21 protein-coding genes and 3 pseudogenes are annotated in these 18,381 nt (G+C 43.6%); 5 read left to right on the forward strand and 19 right to left on the reverse strand.

Annotated elements, in window-relative coordinates:
* Positions 1 to 10: 10 nt before the first annotated feature.
* The 10 genes and pseudogenes from AB9N12_RS16790 to AB9N12_RS16835 form a co-directional block, all read right to left on the reverse strand.
* A pseudogene (locus AB9N12_RS16790) lies at positions 11 to 661 on the reverse strand (DUF3164 family protein).
* A gap of 43 nt (positions 662 to 704) precedes the next feature.
* Positions 705 to 875 carry a hypothetical protein gene (locus AB9N12_RS16795; RefSeq protein WP_369893287.1) on the reverse strand — a complete coding sequence of 57 codons (171 nt, stop codon included), beginning with the start codon at positions 873 to 875 and terminating at the stop codon, positions 705 to 707.
* The gene (locus tag AB9N12_RS16800) at positions 872 to 1,054 is read right to left on the reverse strand and encodes a hypothetical protein (protein WP_369893288.1); all 183 of its coding nucleotides are present in this window, start codon (positions 1,052 to 1,054) and stop codon (positions 872 to 874) included. Before AB9N12_RS16800 ends, AB9N12_RS16795 begins: the two co-directional genes overlap by 4 nt.
* Before the next feature lies 1 nt (position 1,055).
* Entirely contained in the window at positions 1,056 to 1,286 is a 231-nt protein-coding gene (locus AB9N12_RS16805; RefSeq protein ID WP_369893289.1) for a hypothetical protein, read from the reverse strand.
* A 21-nt stretch (positions 1,287 to 1,307) separates the two neighbouring features.
* Positions 1,308 to 1,490, reverse strand: coding sequence for a hypothetical protein (locus AB9N12_RS16810; protein WP_369893290.1), 183 nt, complete (start codon positions 1,488 to 1,490; stop codon positions 1,308 to 1,310).
* A gap of 234 nt (positions 1,491 to 1,724) precedes the next feature.
* A complete protein-coding gene (locus AB9N12_RS16815) occupies positions 1,725 to 1,958 on the reverse strand; it encodes a hypothetical protein (RefSeq protein ID WP_369893291.1) in 234 nt (77 codons plus the stop codon).
* A gap of 116 nt (positions 1,959 to 2,074) precedes the next feature.
* Positions 2,075 to 2,410 (reverse strand): hypothetical protein, encoded by a 336-nt coding sequence (locus AB9N12_RS16820; RefSeq protein WP_369893292.1) that lies wholly within the window; start codon positions 2,408 to 2,410, stop codon positions 2,075 to 2,077.
* 6 nt (positions 2,411 to 2,416) lie between these two features.
* On the reverse strand, positions 2,417 to 3,055 hold the full coding sequence (locus tag AB9N12_RS16825; RefSeq protein ID WP_369893293.1) for an ATP-binding protein: 639 nt from the start codon (positions 3,053 to 3,055) through the stop codon (positions 2,417 to 2,419).
* A 6-nt stretch (positions 3,056 to 3,061) separates the two neighbouring features.
* Complete coding sequence (locus AB9N12_RS16830; protein ID WP_369893294.1) at positions 3,062 to 3,676, reverse strand: AAA family ATPase; 615 nt, start codon at positions 3,674 to 3,676, stop codon at positions 3,062 to 3,064.
* A gap of 245 nt (positions 3,677 to 3,921) precedes the next feature.
* On the reverse strand, positions 3,922 to 6,015 hold the full coding sequence (locus AB9N12_RS16835) for a hypothetical protein (RefSeq protein WP_369893295.1): 2,094 nt from the start codon (positions 6,013 to 6,015) through the stop codon (positions 3,922 to 3,924).
* On the opposite strand from AB9N12_RS16835, the gene AB9N12_RS16840 reads away from it, so the two are divergent.
* The gene (locus tag AB9N12_RS16840; protein WP_369893296.1) at positions 6,004 to 6,300 is read left to right on the forward strand and encodes a hypothetical protein; all 297 of its coding nucleotides are present in this window, start codon (positions 6,004 to 6,006) and stop codon (positions 6,298 to 6,300) included. The two genes, AB9N12_RS16835 and AB9N12_RS16840, sit on opposite strands and share 12 nt — an antisense overlap.
* 19 nt (positions 6,301 to 6,319) lie before the next feature.
* Here AB9N12_RS16840 and AB9N12_RS16845 read toward each other — a convergent pair whose 3' ends face one another.
* Positions 6,320 to 6,679 (reverse strand): hypothetical protein, encoded by a 360-nt coding sequence (locus AB9N12_RS16845; protein ID WP_369893297.1) that lies wholly within the window; start codon positions 6,677 to 6,679, stop codon positions 6,320 to 6,322.
* Positions 6,680 to 6,839: 160 nt separating this feature from the next.
* Here AB9N12_RS16845 and AB9N12_RS16850 point away from each other — a divergent pair, with 160 nt between their 5' ends.
* A complete protein-coding gene (locus AB9N12_RS16850; protein WP_369893298.1) occupies positions 6,840 to 7,274 on the forward strand; it encodes a helix-turn-helix domain-containing protein in 435 nt (144 codons plus the stop codon).
* A gap of 824 nt (positions 7,275 to 8,098) precedes the next feature.
* Here the strand turns inward: AB9N12_RS16850 and AB9N12_RS16855 are convergent.
* The 6 genes and pseudogenes from AB9N12_RS16855 to AB9N12_RS16880 all read right to left on the reverse strand — a co-directional run bounded on the left by AB9N12_RS16855 (position 8,099) and on the right by AB9N12_RS16880 (position 13,581).
* Positions 8,099 to 9,114 (reverse strand): annotated as a pseudogene (locus AB9N12_RS16855) (hypothetical protein).
* A 13-nt stretch (positions 9,115 to 9,127) separates the two neighbouring features.
* Positions 9,128 to 10,420, reverse strand: a complete 1,293-nt coding sequence (locus AB9N12_RS16860; protein ID WP_369893299.1) for a phage integrase SAM-like domain-containing protein — start codon at positions 10,418 to 10,420, stop codon at positions 9,128 to 9,130.
* A 505-nt stretch (positions 10,421 to 10,925) separates the two neighbouring features.
* Positions 10,926 to 11,132 (reverse strand): annotated as a pseudogene (locus tag AB9N12_RS16865) (mobilization protein); the annotation flags it as partial.
* A gap of 146 nt (positions 11,133 to 11,278) precedes the next feature.
* Positions 11,279 to 11,944, reverse strand: a complete 666-nt coding sequence (locus tag AB9N12_RS16870) for a GyrI-like domain-containing protein (protein WP_369893300.1) — start codon at positions 11,942 to 11,944, stop codon at positions 11,279 to 11,281.
* A 155-nt stretch (positions 11,945 to 12,099) separates the two neighbouring features.
* The gene (locus AB9N12_RS16875; RefSeq protein WP_369893301.1) at positions 12,100 to 13,365 is read right to left on the reverse strand and encodes an ATP-binding protein; all 1,266 of its coding nucleotides are present in this window, start codon (positions 13,363 to 13,365) and stop codon (positions 12,100 to 12,102) included.
* A gap of 18 nt (positions 13,366 to 13,383) precedes the next feature.
* On the reverse strand, positions 13,384 to 13,581 hold the full coding sequence (locus AB9N12_RS16880; RefSeq protein ID WP_369893302.1) for a helix-turn-helix domain-containing protein: 198 nt from the start codon (positions 13,579 to 13,581) through the stop codon (positions 13,384 to 13,386).
* Between the two features lie 413 nt (positions 13,582 to 13,994).
* On the opposite strand from AB9N12_RS16880, the gene AB9N12_RS16885 reads away from it, so the two are divergent.
* A complete protein-coding gene (locus tag AB9N12_RS16885; RefSeq protein ID WP_369893303.1) occupies positions 13,995 to 14,204 on the forward strand; it encodes a DUF6078 family protein in 210 nt (69 codons plus the stop codon).
* 594 nt (positions 14,205 to 14,798) lie between these two features.
* Here AB9N12_RS16885 and AB9N12_RS16890 read toward each other — a convergent pair.
* Both AB9N12_RS16890 and AB9N12_RS16895 read right to left on the reverse strand, forming a co-directional pair.
* Positions 14,799 to 15,641: an IS3 family transposase gene (locus AB9N12_RS16890; protein ID WP_369889013.1), complete on the reverse strand. Its 843-nt coding sequence runs from the start codon at positions 15,639 to 15,641 to the stop codon at positions 14,799 to 14,801.
* A gap of 35 nt (positions 15,642 to 15,676) precedes the next feature.
* Positions 15,677 to 16,054, reverse strand: a complete 378-nt coding sequence (locus AB9N12_RS16895; RefSeq protein WP_369889012.1) for a hypothetical protein — start codon at positions 16,052 to 16,054, stop codon at positions 15,677 to 15,679.
* A gap of 495 nt (positions 16,055 to 16,549) precedes the next feature.
* Between AB9N12_RS16895 and AB9N12_RS16900 the strand changes: the two genes are divergently transcribed.
* Together AB9N12_RS16900 and AB9N12_RS16905 are read left to right on the forward strand one after the other, a co-directional pair.
* On the forward strand, positions 16,550 to 17,122 hold the full coding sequence (locus AB9N12_RS16900; protein ID WP_369893304.1) for an RNA polymerase sigma factor: 573 nt from the start codon (positions 16,550 to 16,552) through the stop codon (positions 17,120 to 17,122).
* 100 nt (positions 17,123 to 17,222) lie between these two features.
* Positions 17,223 to 18,305, forward strand: coding sequence for a FecR family protein (locus tag AB9N12_RS16905; protein WP_369893305.1), 1,083 nt, complete (start codon positions 17,223 to 17,225; stop codon positions 18,303 to 18,305).
* Positions 18,306 to 18,381 lie beyond the last annotated feature (76 nt).

The raw sequence follows: 18,381 nt of genomic DNA on the forward strand, positions 1-18,381 counted from the left end.
GCGCGGCTTTTTATTCCACGTCGGTCATGCCGAGCGGAATATTCACCCACGCACCCTTTTCGTTTTTGTATTCGGCACGAATGTATTTCTTGGTTTCGGTGGGCTGGTAGCTTTCCTCGATGATTTGCACACCCTCGATAAAACGCTCGTTGCCCGTTTCCTCGGCCATCTTACGGAGCTGGAGCACGCGGCTGGCCTTGATGTTCCCGCTTTGGTCACGGGAAAGCAGACGCAGCACGGCATTCACAAGGGCTTTGCTCGTTTCATCTTTGGCAAGGCTTTCAATATATGCCTTGACCATTGCGATGCCGTCCTCCACCGTGTCACGGTAGCCATCGATGGGTCTTCATGCCGAGGGTAAGACGGAGTTTGCTGTCGCCGGAGGTAAACGTGTGGCTACGCTGGTCGTCTTTCGTCAGCCCCAGCACCTCCGACTTCATTTTCAGAATGGCGTCGAAGTTGCCGAAAACGGTGTTCTTGACCGTCTTAATCTGTTCGCTCAACTCTTGGAGGACGGCAGCGTGGTACGCAGTTCGTCATCCACCATAGCGGCGGTGTAGTCTCTCTGGCTGCCGTCTGCCGCCGAGTCTTTCTTTTGTTTCTCCGCGCGGTACGCCTCAAATTCTTGGCGTTCTTCCGCTGTCATTGTTACATTTTCCATATTAAACGGATTTTGAAGTTATTAAAAAGGGATTAAATGCTGTTTAATCGTTGTCGAAGTGCCGGTATATATCATCGGCGTATTCGGCCATGTCGGCCTGCGTCTGCGCCCATTCGGCAAGTTCCCTCATGAATGCCGCGTATTCCTCGCTTTCCATTTCGACGGTACGCTCCCTGATGGTGCGCTGCACGTCTTTCATTACTACATTGCTCATATCTTAAAAACTTTTCCAAGTGTTGCCAAACGCGACAAAGCAATCATTTCCTCCTTTTTCTTCTCTTGTTTGGGCTTACGTTCCCAACAGTCAGGGCAATAAACGCCACTCGGTGTGTTATACATACCGCCTTTTATCTCTTTGCCGCAAAGACAACACGTTATTGATTTCTTTTTCATATTATTGTTTTGATGGTTTCCACTCGATTGTTATCACGGCATCGAGTTTACCGCTACCGTTACACACGGGGCAGTCTTTTTTCACACGCTCCCGCAGTTCTTCACTCCAAAAGAAGCCGTTACCGTGACAATACCCGCACGAATGACCGCTGCTGATGATGTCTTCTTTCAGATTGCCACCCCCGACAAATGCAGGAGGTGTTACTTTGATGATGTCGCTTTTTACACTCATACCTGATTTGTTATTAGTTTATTAAAATGGCATCGTATTCCAATAGTTACGCCAATGCCCGAAACAATCACATCGGTTTCCGTCATTTTCTCTACGGACAAAAGCGAGATTGTTTCTATCAATCAATAGCTTATTGTAAGGGTATTGTTTAACTCTGATTTTATAGGCTCGTAGAGCAAGCCAGCGATTCTTTATTTTATTCATGCCTGTTTTGTTATTAGTTATACACAAATACTTTTAAACTCCGATTGAGAAATCTTTCCCTTTCTCTTCGATTACTCTAAAGAAAGCAGTAGCGGGACAAACATCTGCATCTGTCGTTGTAAGACAAACGCCATCAGAAGGAAATATTTTAATAACCCTACACCATTTGTCCCAATTGATATACTTTTGAGCTTCTATCGCTACTTTATCGCAATATTGCCGATACTAGATGTACTAACTTCCGACTTCGTCATTAATTTCTTTATATTCATTACTGATTTGTTTGAAACATATTATACTGAAAATGATATCCCAATGTCCGCAGCCGTTTTTCCTGTACCGCACTGCGGTTCTTGCTGTCCTCCGGAAGATGACCACCCGTTGTTCACGGTTGAACAGGTAGCCTTTCTTCCGCATCCAGTAGCGCAGATTGCGCTCCTTACGCATTTGCCTGTCTTTTGTTCCCATGACCTAACAGTGTTTGCATAAACAGGGTGTCGGCAATGTCATTTACCGCCTGTATGTCTTTTACCTTGTTGTTGAACGCGGCCACCAGATTGCGCAACCTTTCACGCGGTATCTTGTTAAAGTCCGTGTTCCGTGGCACGGCAGGCAATACCTTTAATCACCGTGGCGTTACTCTCTTTGCCCGTGGCTTTCAGATAGCCGCCGATGGCGGCCATTACACGCTTGCGCAGTTTGTCCATTTCACCCGCGCCCGTCTTTTCATTCACCTGTGCCGAAAGCTGACCGCACACGTTTATCAAATCGTGGGTATCCATGTCGCGGCTGCTTTCCACACCGTAGCTTTCCACAATGGCGCGTTTCTCCGCGTCAGTCAGCCCCAACACGCTGCAAAGGGTGTGGAACTTCTTCAAAATATCCCTGTGGATTTCATCCATCGTTTTGTTTTCTGTCATATCATTTTACATTTTATCGATCCAATACTCCTGTGCGCCTGCTTCCCATATCACGAAGTCCGCGCCGCCCTCACCGAGGTCGGCAACCTCGTAACGGGTAGTGACGAATGCCTTGTAACCCTCCACACGTATTTTTATCTCACTGTCATAGCGGATGTTCTGTGCCATCGTGCCTTTGGGCTGGCCTGCCTTTTCATGGCTAATGAAAATAAACAGTTTGCCGGGGAACTCGTCACGCAAAGTCTGGTACTGATCCATATTGAAGCGTCTTAAATAATGTACGCTGTCAATCACAATCACGTCAGGGCTTTGTTTCTTCTTCAAACGGGTGCGCAATTCTTTCAGCTGTTCTTTATTCAGCAGTATAATGCGGTTGCCGACTTCCGCCATGCCCACGCGCTCCCATGCTTTTTGCAATGACAGGCTTAAACCCTGCTCCAGACTATTATATGCCACGCGACGAAAGCGGGTAAGGTACTTGCAGACCTGCATCACAAAGGTGGTTTTACCTGAGCCGCTGCCGCCGTAGATTATCCATGCGCCACGCAGTTCCGGTCGTCCGAAGCTGGCAAGAAATGCCCCGTCAAAGTCGGCCACCTCAAATTTTGCCGTCAGTACGTTTTTATTGCTTATCGCCCGTCCCATAGCTATTTATTTACCCTCCTTTTGCAAAGCCCAAATAGCGCGTTTTACACGACGCAAATCACATTCGCAGTCCTCCACTATGCGGTTGATGGCGTTCGTGGCTGTAATGCCGTTTGCTACGCAAATGGCGGCTACATCCTCGCTGTTCACCACCTGCAACTCCACGAACTTGCGTCCCATGCGGCTGTAAATTTCCTCGTACCCCTTGCGTTTGGTGCGCAGCCCTTTTTTAATGCGCTTCTCCAGAAAATTGGTGGCGCAAAGGATGATTCCACAGTGTCCCTCCAGCTGGTTGTAAAGGCTGATAAAGAAATAAAGCACCTGATCCGAAAGTTTGTCGGCCTCGTCAAGCACCACAAGCGGATTTTCCTTGCGTTTGAGCGTGTCGATGATGTCGTCCATCATATCCGACACCGTGCTGCCCGTGAAGTCCACACCCATACATTGCAGCAGCTTGCCCATGAACGTGCGGCGGTTCCAATACTCGGAGCAGCAGAGGTGGTAAACGTGGCGGTGCGCGGCGGCGTAGTTCTTTATGGCTTCCGTCTTACCGCATCCGGCATCACCCGTAACGGCCAATACAAGGCTGTCCTCGCGGGCATTGTCAAGCAGGAAGCCCATGCGGCTGTACGCGCGTGTTTCAGCAATGCGCCATGCTTTTGCCTCGTGTCCCGTCTGGGCGGCTATCGTGCGCCACATTTCCTCGCTGATGGTGTCCCAATCTCCTGCCAGCACCTTGCTGACAGTGGCCGCGCTTACGCCGTTCATGCTGTTGGCCGCCTTGTTTTGGCTGCCTTTCTGCGCGCAGTAGTCTTTAAGACGTGCGGCAATCTGTTGTTTTTCGTCCTTTTGCATCTTATTTCGTTTTAGAAAATTGAATAATCGTCTTTATCTGTCGAGGGTGCGCCCTGCGGTATAATGGGAACTTCCACCGTCTTAACTTCTATCGCCTCCACATCAACAGCTTTCAGACGTTTCTGCGCTTTCGGCAGTTTATGCTGTCCGCGGCTGTCACATAACAGTAGGCGGTTTAACGTATTATCCTCACGCATGTACGTATCGGCCTTTTCATAAGCGGCATTCAGGTTCTCCAGAACGTACCCCTCCAGCCGTTCGTTAAAATCAAACACCTTTTGAAGTTCCGCGGCATCACCCGTCTTTCGGTCGGCAAGTGCCATCGGCTGCACGTATTTTTCTGTCAGCATGAAACGCAGCGTGCCGTCTTCATTCACAGCCAGAACCTCATGCAGGTTGTCAGGATCGTACTTGACCGTCCAGCGTGTTCCCGTGTGTTCCCTGAAACGGATGTCAAAACAGTCATAGTCGCGCTTCATACCCAGAAGCGTGGGGCGCAGGCCGCTGCCCTCGATGGCGTTCTTGAAGCCTGTCGCCGCGCCGAAGCTGTACAGATACGCCTCACGGTTCAAAGGCAGGCGGCGTTCCGTCGGCAGGTTCTCCATCAATGCGCGGAACTGCGCTATTTTTAAGGCGCGTTCAGCCTGTATCATTTCCTCTATCTGGCGGCGGACGCCTGCCTCGTCGGGGAAACTGTGCCGAAGCCTGTTCAGGGCTTCCGCATTGGGCTGGCGTTTCGGGTTCGTCGTCACGCCGTAGCCGCTCCAGTTGTTCCACTTGTTACAGTAGGTTTCATTCAGGTAGTCGAAATACGGTTCTATTACCTTTGACTTGGCGTTCTTCACGCGGGCGGGGGTCAGCAATTTGCCCATCACGCCATAAACAGGCGTCATGGCCTTAATGGCATAGTGGTCGCATTGTATCTGGTTTGCCCGAAGCATGACCCCGAAAAGCTCCTCGCTGTGCTTGGCTGCATTGCGTAGTGCTTCGGCTATCAAATCGGGGGTCTCGTGCGTGCCGATGGCATACCCTATCGGGTAATTTACACACGGGTCAAGCACCACCTCCAACGTCAGACGGTTGTCGTAATTGGCGACGTTGTGTCCCTTGCTGTTCGTCTTGGTCTTTTGATAGAGCAGTTCCACATCCCAACCGTCAAGCGTCCACATCAGGAACGGAGCGGTCGGACGGCTGCGCTTCACTTGCATACTCTTTTCGTTGCGGAAATTCGTAAGACCGCGGCGGCCGACTGAAATTATAAGGTCTTTTTTCTTTCTCCACACACCGACGGCGGAGGGGGTGATCTCTTTCCAGCCGTTCTTGCGGGCTTCACGGTTATAATACCCCGCGATTGTTACGTCGTCAAGGTTGTTATGGTGCGCAAGTATGACCGTTAAAACGCTTTCCTTGTCTTCGTCATCAACCTTTGCGGCGTTGATATTCTGGAATTTCTTGCTGATGAAGCACGCATAACCCTCGTGCAGGTACTCGTTGAACTTGCGTTGCAGGCGGCGATCGCTTTCGGGTAACGAGTGCGGGAAGCGGTCAGTCAGGCGAGGCAGGGCTGCCGCGGCCTTGCGCCAGAACTCCGTCTTATTCAGGCGCGGTTTGCTCTGACGCATGCGGTGACTGTTGCTGGTTTCGATACACTGCCGAAAAGCATTCATGATGGCACAGTTGTTTGAGTATTCCGCCTGCTTCTCGGGGGAGAGATGGCGACCATCGGGCAGCACGTAGGCCTCATAAAACCGCATGGCCTGTCCGTCCGGGGTGATTGTATCCATGAAAGGCTTGCTGTCGGCTTTTTCCTGTAAGTCGGGGTTGCGGCGGTAAACCTCCGTGCGGTATTTTAATGGCAGGCTTTCAACGGCAAACAGCGCGGGTGTACCATAACAGGCACGTTGCACCTGCTTAATCTTCCCCTCTCTTACATAGTAGTTAAGGTTAGATTTCGACATGATGCCTGCCGTTAATTCTGCATGGCTTATACAAAGCGTGTTACCGTAATATTCCATAATTTGCGTATATTTGTAGCGGTTGTTAAAATTACATTTATGGAAGTCAATATTTACTGTCACTTGTCCGCTCCAGCTGTGGAAGAACATAACGTTCGAGAATATTTAGAAGAGTTTCTGTCTGATATATCAGGCATTCTACAAGTTGTGGCTCGGGCTTTCTTGATTGTATGGGAAAAGTCCGATCTTGCACCCGAACCAAACTATTTACAACATTCATTTGATGAAGAAGGCACCCTGACGCTGCCTTTATCCTTTCAATATTCCTGTCTGGAACAGGCATATTTAAGGGTTGAACTAATGAAATCTCTATTCTCAAATCTGGCCTACAAGAAAGGGGTTGAGATTGTTTTCGAGTACCACCTTGACGATTGATCCTGTTTTTGCTCATGGCTTAAAGGTTTTGTGCTTCCGCCTGTATGGCAGGAAACTGGTTTAACATTACGTTTTTGTAGTTCTTCACCGGCTTGCCGTCCTTGATGATGTCCACACGCCCCGTGTTCTTGTCGCATTCCAGCATCACACCATTGGGGAAATACTGACGCATATAGCCGTCAGCATCGTGCATTGTTTCCATTGCGGGGGAAACAATCATTAGAATACCACCACGTTGAAGCGCGTGAAACTGAATTTTCCGAATGGTGCTCGTGTCCTGCTCATATTTGAGCGCTTTCCATACCGTAACGTCCGACACTCCGAATGCTTGTGCCAAAAAATGACGATCTTCCTTAGTCACATGAATGTACTTTTTCATTGTTGCTTGTTTATGTTTTACACCTTAAATTCACCATATCACCTTTTTTTCGTATATTTGGGCGCTGGTTAATTTTTTAATCCGTTGCAAATATCGTAATTTCTCACGAATAATCAAATAAAATCGTGATAAATTTAATTTTATAATGAAATATGCATGTATGAACGAAACAATTCACGATAGAATCGGGGCGTTAGTCCAAGAATATGGCAATGGGAAGAATACCGTATTCGCCAATAAAATAGGTGTAAGTGAAGGAAATATACGCGGTTATATCAAAGGTATCATGCCTAAAGCAGATGTCCTTGAGAAAATCGTGAGAATACTCGATGTTAATGCTATGTGGCTACTCACAGGCATTGGACACATGCGTGTGAGTAATTTAGATATAAATGCACCTGTACTTGTTTCAGATAATGATAAACTTGCTCCCGTTCTACAACAGTTTGATGTGTTTATCCAAAAAAAAGACGCTCAAATTGTACAGCAAGCAGAAGAAATTGGTCGGTTACGTGAGCGCATAGCCCAAATGCAACAGCGTTTTGAAAAAAATGCAACCAATGCGAACACCGATACTATTGCCAATGTCGGCTAATTCGGTACACCAACACACTGTCTACATTCATACTGCCGACATCCCTAAAATGGGGCAAAAAGGATGATGATTAGCTATCTTCTTCATTTTTGGAGAGTAAACCATGTGTTAAACATTTATAATCAATTACTTATACAGATTATAGCCGTTATTTTTCCTATATTCAAAAAGGAATTAAAGGGGTAGATTTTCACGAAAAAGCCGCTTTTTTATAGTCATTTTTGCCATTTGGGGGGAGTATTCCCCTACCGATAACTATACCCAACACTATACCCAACACCTATTTTTTTAAACGAAACGTACCATTTTACCTCCTACCTACACGAACATTTACTACCTTAATTCTATCATTTCCGAAGGCTCATTTAACAGGCGGTTAAATACCCATTAAACAGTGTTTGTGTTCCATTTGCAACCTCACCTTTCCAATACCGACTCCATGTTAGGAAACGAACAGACATACGGGCAAAAGCCCCATTTAACGCAGTTCTTGCCCATTTGTAAGCATTGCCGCCAAACAAAAGGAAGCGGTCAGAAAGCCTCTAAAAAGCCACCTGACCGCCCATGCGATTAAAGCAAATTAAACCTGAAGCAAAGCCGCATTAAACACCTGCTTAAACACTTTGCTTTCGTCTTAAACCAAAACTAAACCAACTTAAACCTTTTGTACGTTTCGTTTTATAGTACTCTATCCTATTATTTTTACTTATATATTTAATTATCAAATCCTTATATCCTCAAACGAGTATTATGCTTTTGTACGTTTCGTTTTCACGCCCATAGTAAAAGTGGTTGTTTCGTGGAATGTCGTGGCGTATCTCTGACTATCGGAATATTGACTGCATTTCCTTCGCAAATATTTGGTTGCCGTCACTGGGAAAATCGGAAACGGGTTCTTTGTATTTTGATTTATAGTATGTGTCGTCTATTCCCAGCAGGTTCATGATGTCTTTTCTCCATTTTCTCTGTCTGGTTTGTGCAGTGTTTCACCCATAAGGAAAATAAGATAGCATACACGAGCCTTTTCCCTCGGTCTTATTATCAGTTTGCCTTCGCACGGTTGCAGGTTCATGCTGGCGTAGAAGTCCAGTTCAGAAATGGCTTCGAACTGTTCACCGTTACATTTTTCGTAAACGGCTGACAAGAGTTTCATGGGAAAATAGGTGGGTGAGGGTGTCGGTGTGGCGGCCTCTTTTTCTTCCCCTTCCTTTTTCTTTTGGCCGGTCATGTATTTTTCGAGGATTGCCAGCAGCGATCCGTCCAGTCTGTATATGTCTCCGCAGCGGTTTTTCAAGTATTGTAGGGCTTCCCGCCTTGCCTGTTCCTTCTGTGCATATAGTTCATCCAGCTTGGCTTTCTCCCTGTCGTATTCCCGTTTGCACTGCCCGTATCTTTTTTCCAGCCTTTCCTCTTCCTGACGATCATGTTCCCTAAAACCGACTGCCTCCAAAGAGCCGTTAGCTTCCATAAGTTCCCGGTAATATTCGTTTGTGATTTGCATTTGTCTTTCGATGTCCCGGTCATGACATCTTTCATGCTGCCGGCAGATATGTTCAATATCGAGACGGTCGAAAAACTCCTTGCAGGTATTATACATTGAGATATTGTTTTCAATCTCCCGTTTCAGGCTGTTCAGCAATATGGAAAAGTGCGTACCCTCCGTTTCAAGCATGAGGCTGATAAGTGCCTTTTCAAAGGTCTGTGTGTCTTCATACTCTTTGTAAAAGTCATGAATAAACTTCTGCTTCTCAAAAGAGAGGCCGTCACCGGATGTTATTTCCGTATATGTCTTGTTGAGTTTCCCGTAGCGGGGTATCATTGAGGTTATTCTTTCTTCCATGCTATTGTTGTGTTTACAGTTGGTTGAATTTGTTCATCGCATTGGCCTTGATGTCATCGGCAACGTCTATGTATGGTTTCATCGCCTTGTAGTCGCTGTGTCCCGTCCACTTCATCACCACTTGTGCGGGAATACCCAATGCCAAAGCGTTGCAGATGAATGTCCGTCTTCCGGCATGGGTTCCCAGCAGGGCGTATTTGGGTGTGACGGTGTCTATACGTTCATTTCCCTTGTAGTAAGTTTCCCTTACCGGGTCGTTGATTTCCGCAAGTTCCCCCAGTTCTTTCAAATAATCGTTCATCTTTTGGTTGCTGATGACCGGAAGTGCCTTGTGATCTTCAAAGTGTACGCTTTTGTATTTTTCCAGTATCGCCTTGCTGTGGTTGTTTAACTCTATGATAAGGCTGTCCGCTGTCTTGACGGTTGTCACTTCTATATGGTCGGGCTTGATGTCGCTCCGTTTGAGGTTGTACACGTCCGAATAGCGCAGCCCGCTGAAACAGCAGAACAGAAAAACGTCCCTTACCCGTTCGAGATACTGCTTGGTTTGGGGTATCTTGTAGTCTTTCAGTCTGTTCAGTTCCTCCCATGTGAGGAATATCACTTTTTTGGGTGTGTTTTTCAGCTTGGGCTTGAAGCTGTCATAAGCCATGTTCTGATTGTACCCTTTCTTGAAACTCCACCGCAGGAACCATTTCAGGAAGGCTATCTGCTTGCCTATGGTGCTGTTACGCATATCTTTCTTGTTACGCAGGAAGTCCACATAGTCATTCAGACCGTTCTCGGTGAACGTATCAAAGGAAAGTTCATCCCTGAACTCTTTCAGGTGGTTCTTTACCGCAGCGAATTTTTCGTAGGTTGCGTCTGTCCAGTCATTCTGTTTCCCGCATTCCCTTACAAACTCCTCGAACGCCTCCCAAAAGCTGATTTTAGGTCCTTCGGCTGTTTCCTGCTCTGTGACTGGTGCATCCTTCATCCTTGCATTGAAGCTGTCCTTTATCTGTGCGGGTGTGGGTAGTACGTTCTGTACTTCAAACTCTTTGAAGATGTTCTGTATCTCCGTATACTGTCTTAACAGGTCTGCATTGATTTCGGATGCGCTTAGTTTCAGTTTGTTTGTGCATCCGTTCTTTACCCTTTGTTTGTCCGTATCCCATTTAGTAGCGTCAATGCGGTAGCCCGTTGTAAACTCTATACGCTGGCTTGCGAATATCACACGCATACGGATAGGCATATTCTCTGTGATTGGCACACCGTTTTTCTTCCGGCTTTCCAGTGCGAAAATGATGTTTCTTTTGATATTCATAATTGGGTGTGTTTGAAAATTGACACCCAAAAATACACCCAAAAAGTGAGATATGCAAAGATATTAAGAGATATTTTATTTTCTGTTTACTTTGTAATAACTTGGTAATTAACAATATATTACGAGTTTGTGATATTGTTTGAAATGATAGGTGATAGAACCTGTCTCTCCGCTGAACGATCCGGACAAAAGCGGACAGTAAGCAGACAAGTCCCCACAAATTCAATGATTTGTGGGGCTTTTTTATCTCCTTGTGTCTGCCGCACACACGCCCGGCAGAAGGGTGGACAATCCAACAATCTGTTTCATTGTCAATTGATATTTTAGTGGTTGATCAAATGGTTATTTGATGCGGCTGAATGGAAAAGACGTACATACGAGGCGGAAAAGGTAAAAAGGGGAATCATTCGCGACGATTCTACTGTCATATACGAAGATTTTGTTGAATGAAGGTGCGCATTTTGACACACCTTCTAATAATTTATAGCCTCTCGTTATTAAGTAATTATATTTTCAATCCTTTTCGCTGCTTGTTTTCAACAGGTGTGTTTAGCCCTAACTTTTCTTTAATTTCCTGAAATTTCTTCCTGAACCAATCGAGTATGGGGATTCCGTCAATGCACAGCCTGAATTTTCCTTTCTCCTGCGGGTTCTTCTCCACTGTTGCCGTTGAGTGCTCCGTCCAGAACTTCTCCTTGTATTCCTTTGCATAGCCGTAGAGGTATATACTCTTTCATCTTACTTCATACTGATATTTCGTTTCATGTATGCCTGTGTTTTCGGACAATAAACCAAACATTTCAAGCATGTGACACAATGATAAACATTTACTATTTTGTCTCTTGAAACAGTTATGTCCTAGCAAACCCCGTTCAACACTTTTTGTGGGCATACATCCTTGCATATATTACAATTACCGCATTGCGACGACTTGATTTTGTATTTCATTATTGATATTGGGGCATTTGTCAGGACTGTGCCAAGGCATTGTACTGCTCCATATTCAGTCGTGATGAACAGGTTGTTTTTACCAATATAACCAATACCGCTAAGTACGGCAATGGTTTTATGTGGTAGAACGGATGTTTTTGTTGTGAAGTCAAATGTATTCTCTGTTATCAAGGTATTGTCTGACTGTGATAATGCTTTGTAACCTTTTCTGACAAGTCGGTCAGCCAGTTTATCCGCAATCAGTCCCGCATGGTTTTCTGTCTGTGCATATTCATCGTTGAGAGTATGCACATAATGGGGACTATCATACACAGTTTTGATAAATTGCGGATTTATGGCAATTCCTATCAGTATGGCATACGGCAGTCCCCTGTTCTGTCGTGTATACCAATCAGGGTATATGTAACGATACACTCTATTCAATTCGTGATATAACCCTTTGAATTGAAACACTGCATATTCTCCGGCTTCTATTTCATAAGTAAAGAAACCATTTGGTACACTGAATGATGTTGGGACAGTTATCCCCACCATGAAACGGCTTAGTTGTTTGTCAAAGTATATCGTAACCATTTTATTATATTTGCAAAAGCGTATTGAGCTTATTGTATACTCATCTTAAATATATTTTCTTGGAGCTAAGTTTTCCAATTGACATTATATACGACTCATATTCTTTTTATCCTATTATGCCAATTCCGACTCATACAGTTATTTTTACGGGAAATTTACTGTTTATTCTTTATTTCAGTTAATCTATATTTCTGTTTGGGATGCTTTGGCTGATTTGGGTATAGCCGTTCTATCACCCCAATTTCCAATGCCGGGGTAATGTAGCTTTCACGGAAATATTTTAAATCTCTGATGCCACATAATTCAGCAATTTCTTTCATGGTCATGTAAGAATCGCTCATTTTCCGTATCAGTAACTCTACTTGGGGGTGCTTAAGGGGTGCTTGAGTGACTCTTAGGGTGGCATCACCCCCTAAGTCTTCTTTTACAGCCTCTTGTTCATGAGTAACTAATTCATAAGTTGGACGTTTGAATGTTACAATAACGAAGCCTCCGTCCCATCGCCATACGGGTTCTTCTACGCCTTGCTCACGACAGGCATCCATGATGCGCTTGGCTCCCGAACCCCAACTTTCCAGATAGGTGGATTTGTAGAGGGCTTCGGCAATCTTAAGATTGTATGGATATGACTCATGTGGCTCTTTGATTGATTCTGGTGTAATCTGTGGAGGGAAGATTCCCGGATTCGCAATTTCTATGCGGTCATCGTAGATTGCAATGCTGTTAGTCAGGTTATACTTTTCCCATTGACGGTGGCAAAGCGAGTTTATAAGAGCTTCCCTCAAAGCCTTGTATGGCACTTCAAGATGTTCCTCTCGCTGCAAGCTATGATTTGTTATCTTACCGCCAAGATTAAGATGTTTGAAGAAAAATGCCATGCCGGCATCGAGGAGGTCGAAAAAGCCACCCTCAACACGCTGGTTGTCAATAAACTCATTTTTGTCAGTTCCCACGAAACGAGCCATTCTCAACCTGAACTGCGGAAATTCATCTATATTATCGGAAAACAACATCGCTGCACCGTTGGTCGGCACACCGTTCTTCAAAAGTTTCCATTTAGCTAAAGTGTCTTCAATTGAAGTGCTCATGGCACTTGCCGGAATACGTCCACTTTCTACACCAAGACGTATGCAGCCTCGGATATGTTTTTCATTCAAATCCGCAAAAGTGATACTATCTGCCATTTGACTTTCCCATGAATAAATCTGAGGCTGATGCGCACGAATACGCTCGTCATACATATCCTGCGGCATGACTTTCATAGTGCTCTCGACTTTATAATAAGGACACCCATGAAAGGTATGCGGACGCTCGCCCCATACCCTGCCGTCAAAGTGCATTGCAATGACCTTATTACCCGGATACTCCGGGACATCAACATAATTGACATGGACATCAACCGCCGGTTCCAGTCCCGCCAAAGACTGAGCTATCTCCTGCTATGTCTTGTCAGTCACTTCCTGCCCGATAATTTTCAAAGATTTTGGCGCGACTCCAAATATCAGCCAACCGCCTTCAGTGTTGAGAAACGCACATGCCGAGTGCATACCGTCTTTCAACTCGCCGGTAGTCTTCTTCAGCCCCAAAGTCTGCGACTCGTCGGAAGCAATGAGTTTCTTTATATCGTCAATAGTCATAATCATAATCATTTTTTGAGGGAGATAATAGATTGTATATTGTCATCCACATATTGGATAAACTTTTTATTTTTAGTCGTTACTTTCATTTATGTGTATGATTTAGGAATATCGGCTCATAAACAAATCTATTGCCAAATCTACGAGCAAAGACATTCCATGCGTCTGGTTTTTTTCGTCATCTGTCCGGGCTTGTTTCAGAACCACTTTTGTGATGAATTCATTGGCATAATGGAACATCTTTGCTGTTGGATTTGTAACTTTCTGTCCAGACAAAGAGTCGTTAATAGCCTTGCATACAATCAAGGTATCAGCGGCTTGCTCATATAAAGGATTGCTTGGGTCGCAGATTTGTGCAATCTTAATCGAATAGCCGACCTTATCCGCTCCAATGCGAGCCGGGTAATTGGTTGATGTTTGTCTGTCAGGTAATTATCTTTATCGGACGCGGGACGTATTACCGCTTTTACCGTAAAGAGAGAGATTTGTCGCTTGAACAACAGGAATATATTCGTAGGATTTTCGTCAGAAAAGAATACCGGAGGAACCTACATCCGATTCCTACACAAAAGAATATATTTATGATAATTATCTGCCATCTGCAACAATTTCGTTGTATCTAATTGAAATATAATGGCTTATGGTGTTGCAGATACCTGTTGCAGATATGTTGCAGGTCAAGTATCTGCAACACTTCTGTTTTAGCTCATGATGGTCTGACAACATGATAAACTACTCTTTCAATCTCACAAGTAAACTCGTATGCTTTGCTATTTTGTATTTGTTACTTCAGCGAACCACTTTGTTTCAATATGGTGGAACACTTTGTTTCAACACGGTGAACACTTTGTTTCAAGGCGCGAAACACTTTGTTTCAACACGGTGAACACTTTGTTTCAAGGCGCGAAACACTTTGTTTCAAGGCGCAAGGCGCAAAAAGTGACTTATACTAGAAATGGTTGTCACTTTTAGAGGCTAGTTACTAAATAAGTTGTCACATTCTGTTATTCATAACTAAAACAGTTGTTAGTTTCTTCCCTTTGCTCCTAAGATAGTTGTCATACGTAAAAACAATGGACAAATCTGAGTGTGCTCGGGCTCTCGGTAAAAGTCAATAGGGTTCGACACCCTATTGGCTTTTGTGAGACAATGGCTTAAACCGTCATGTCCCGGGTTCTCGGTATCGCAAATATAGTATTTATTTATCATATGGAACCTTATTTTTTCCACAATGATTTTCCCGGCACCTCTCCATGATATACGTCCATGGGTTTTTTCATACCTATGCTCATATGCGGTCGTCCATTATTATAGAAGTCAATCATTCGCGTAATCTGCTCCCGTGCCATCTCTTTATCCCTGAACAGCGACATGCCGTATATCCATTCCGTTTTCAGGATGCCATTCATCCTTTCTGCTACCGCATTGTCCGTCGGGTTGTAATCTTCAGTCATGCTCACACGTATATGATGAGTGACCAGTGTGTCGATATAGGCATCGCAGGCATACTGTACCCCCCGGTCGGAATGGTGGATTGTGCCGCAAAGATTGCCACCTCCAGCCTCATTGATGGCCTGTTCCAGTGCCTGTAGCGTATATTCGGCATGCAAACTGGGAGAGAGCACCCATCCTAAAACGGCATGTGAGTACATGTCCGTTACAAGATGGAGGTAGCATACGCCACCTTCAATCCAGATGTAAGTGATGTCACATACCCAGATATGGTTCGGGTATTGTGCCGTTACCCCCTTGATCAGATTCGGATACTTCTTGTAAAGATGGTGGGAGTCCGTCGTATGCCTGGGTTTCTTCGGGGGCAGCATAAGGCGTTCCGAACGCAGCAGATGAAGGAAGGCATCCCGCCCTCCGGTTATCTCGCTTCCATAAAGGGAGCGGAGCTCATGGTATAATTTCAAACCACCGATGCCCGGAGCCTTTGAGCGGTAGAAGAAGACGGCATCCAAGATGGCTGTTCTGATCTGATGACGCGACAAAAGATTTTTTTTCTTTTTGTAATAGGCCTGGGAAGACATGCCAAACAGTCCGCAAAGGGTTTTCACACTGATGTGAGGAAACTCTTCACGAAGGCCGGTGACTATTTGGCACCATCTTTTTTTAAGATGGAAATCCCTTCTTCTCTTTCTGTGAGTTCAATCAGTCTTTCAAAGGCATGGGAACGAAGTTTTTCAAGTTCCAAAGCCTTTCTCAGACGCAAATTTTCCGCTTCAAGAAGTTCTTCTTTAGATTTTGATTTTGGATTCTTTTTCATTTGAAGATCTGACAGAAGTTCGGGGGACAAAGATAAGGAATCCGAATCAATTGCATAACACTTTTGCCAACGCAGAATATAAGTATGGTTGGGTAAACCCCATTTCTTGGCAGTAGCAAACATTGACAAACCGCTACTGAAGTAATCACGGAGAACTTCCAATTTGAAAGTCTCAGAATAAATCTTACGAGATAATTTAGACATAATTTTTCTTTTTTTATGTCTCTAAAAAGGTGTCAACCTAAATCCGTATAAGACAAAGTGTTTGAATACTTGTTTTGCACTACATAAACATTGTGCGGTGTGCAGGCAAACTGTACTAATCCGGTATTTGAATAGTATGTTGCAGATAACTTTATCTGCAACTATCTGCAACAGGTATCTGCAACAGCATAAGTCTCTTGTGTTCATCGATTTAGCATGATTTTGTTGCAGATGGCAGATGTTTTGTGTCTTTCAAACATAGAGAAGAACTCCCGGTATAATGTCTTTCTGCATCGACATGGTGTCGGCTGTGGCCAATAAAATAAGACTATTTTTGAGAGAACAAAACAGGTTTAAATGGAAAGAGCCGTGTAGAGGGAAGAGAAATTATTTTTTTTCTTTTGAAATTTTAATTATATTTGCGGTGAATTATTGACTTGATTTGTTAACGCAATAACTTTTATCTTTCTAATGAAATATACTTCATATCAAAATATGAGTGATGTAGTTTTATGGGATCTTATGTTGAAAGGCGATATGAAAGCTATGTCTTTATTGTATAAGAAGCATTATGAGTTATTGCTTAATTTTGGTCTTAAATATACTTCTGATGAGGAATTCGTTAAGGATTGCATTCAGGATGTTTTTGTGAAACTTTGCGTGAGCAAGCGATTGTCTTCAACAAAATATGTACGTTCTTATCTTTTGACTTCTTTGAAGCATATTATATTTGATGAATTGTCCTCGTTGAAAGTGACGGAAGAATTAGATGAGCATTTCTTTGAGCTGAAAATAGAAAATTCTGTTTTAGAAACCCTTTTTAAAGGCAATGATGAAGATCTTCAATTGAGTAAGAAACTGATAAACGTTTATAAAAGTCTGCCTGATAATCAACGGATGGCAATTTATCTTCGTTATGTGAGGGGATTGTCCTATAAAGAAATGGCAATTGTCTTGAACGTAAATCCCCAGTCTTCTATGAATTTGGTTTCTCGTGCATTGACTAGTTTACGGTCGAAAATGACTCTTGACGAGTATTTACTGATTATGATTCTATTCTGTTCCTGATTACATTTTGCTCTTTTTTTTATAATTATTCTCATTTTTTCCCGAAAAAGTGAGTAGATGTTTATAACATCATCGTTTTAAATATAAAAGACAGTGAAAAATGGAGAAAGGAAAATTTAAAATGTATTACGTTGCACGAAAATTGCTTGAACATGCCAGAAAACATGAGAGACATGTGACTCCAGAAGAACTGGATGAATTGTGGAGATGTGTAGAAGAGCGTGTGTATAGTGAGAAAAGAAAAAGAACTCGACGACATGTTCTTTATTTTGCTACAGCTTCAGCTGCTGCAATTATTTTTTTATGTATGTTTGGGTTGGGTAAACAATTTATCTCTTCCTATATGGATGATGATTTAATCATTGAGTTTGCAAAATATACACAAATAAAAGAAACGCTCAGTAAGGAAATTCTATTATTAAGACCGGGTAAGGAAGACCTGAAAGTAAAAGATACAAATGCAAATATTGTCTATTCAAACAATGGAGCCATAGTAGTAAATTCTGATACTATAAATCGGGGGGGTACAGAGGAGAAGAAACAGGATTTTAATCAATTGATAACTCCTAAGGGAAAAAGGATACAGTTGACTTTATCCGATGGAACTCATTTGTGGGTAAATTCGGGGACACGTGTCATTTATCCCAGTTGTTTTGAGAAAAAATATCGTGAGATTTATGTAGAGGGAGAAATATATCTTGATGTATTTCGTAATGAAGATTCCCCCTTTATAGTTCGGACTAAGGATTTTCTGATACAAGTCTTGGGAACTTCTTTTAATGTTTCGGCATATCCATCGGAACATATTTCTTCTGTTGTGCTGGTTGATGGTAGTGTTAATATCAGGAATCAGCAAAAAGAGCAAGTGAAGCTTGTCCCAGGACAATTGGTGAATATACAAACCGGACAGTTGCATTCTCCTCAAAATGTGGATGTTAAACCATACGTGTGTTGGGTGGAGAACATGCTGATGTATATAGATGAGCCTTTGGATAAAGTATTTAGGAAATTAAACTTGTATTATGGCAAAGAATTCGTTTTGGAATCCGGTGTGGCAGAGTTGCAAGTCTCCGGGAAATTGGATTTGAAAGAAAAGTTGGAAGACGTTTTACATACCATTTCTTTTTCTGTTCCCATATATTTTGAAGAAATAAATGATAGTATATATGTGAGAAAAGAATAGATATGGAGATTTTATAGTTAACCCTTTAATGTATATTTATATGAGAAACAACAGTTCTTAAAAAAGGGCTGAATGA

The sequence above is a fragment of the Bacteroides sp. AN502(2024) genome (assembly GCF_041227145.1).
In the GTDB taxonomy this organism is placed as follows: Bacteria; Bacteroidota; Bacteroidia; order Bacteroidales; family Bacteroidaceae; genus Bacteroides.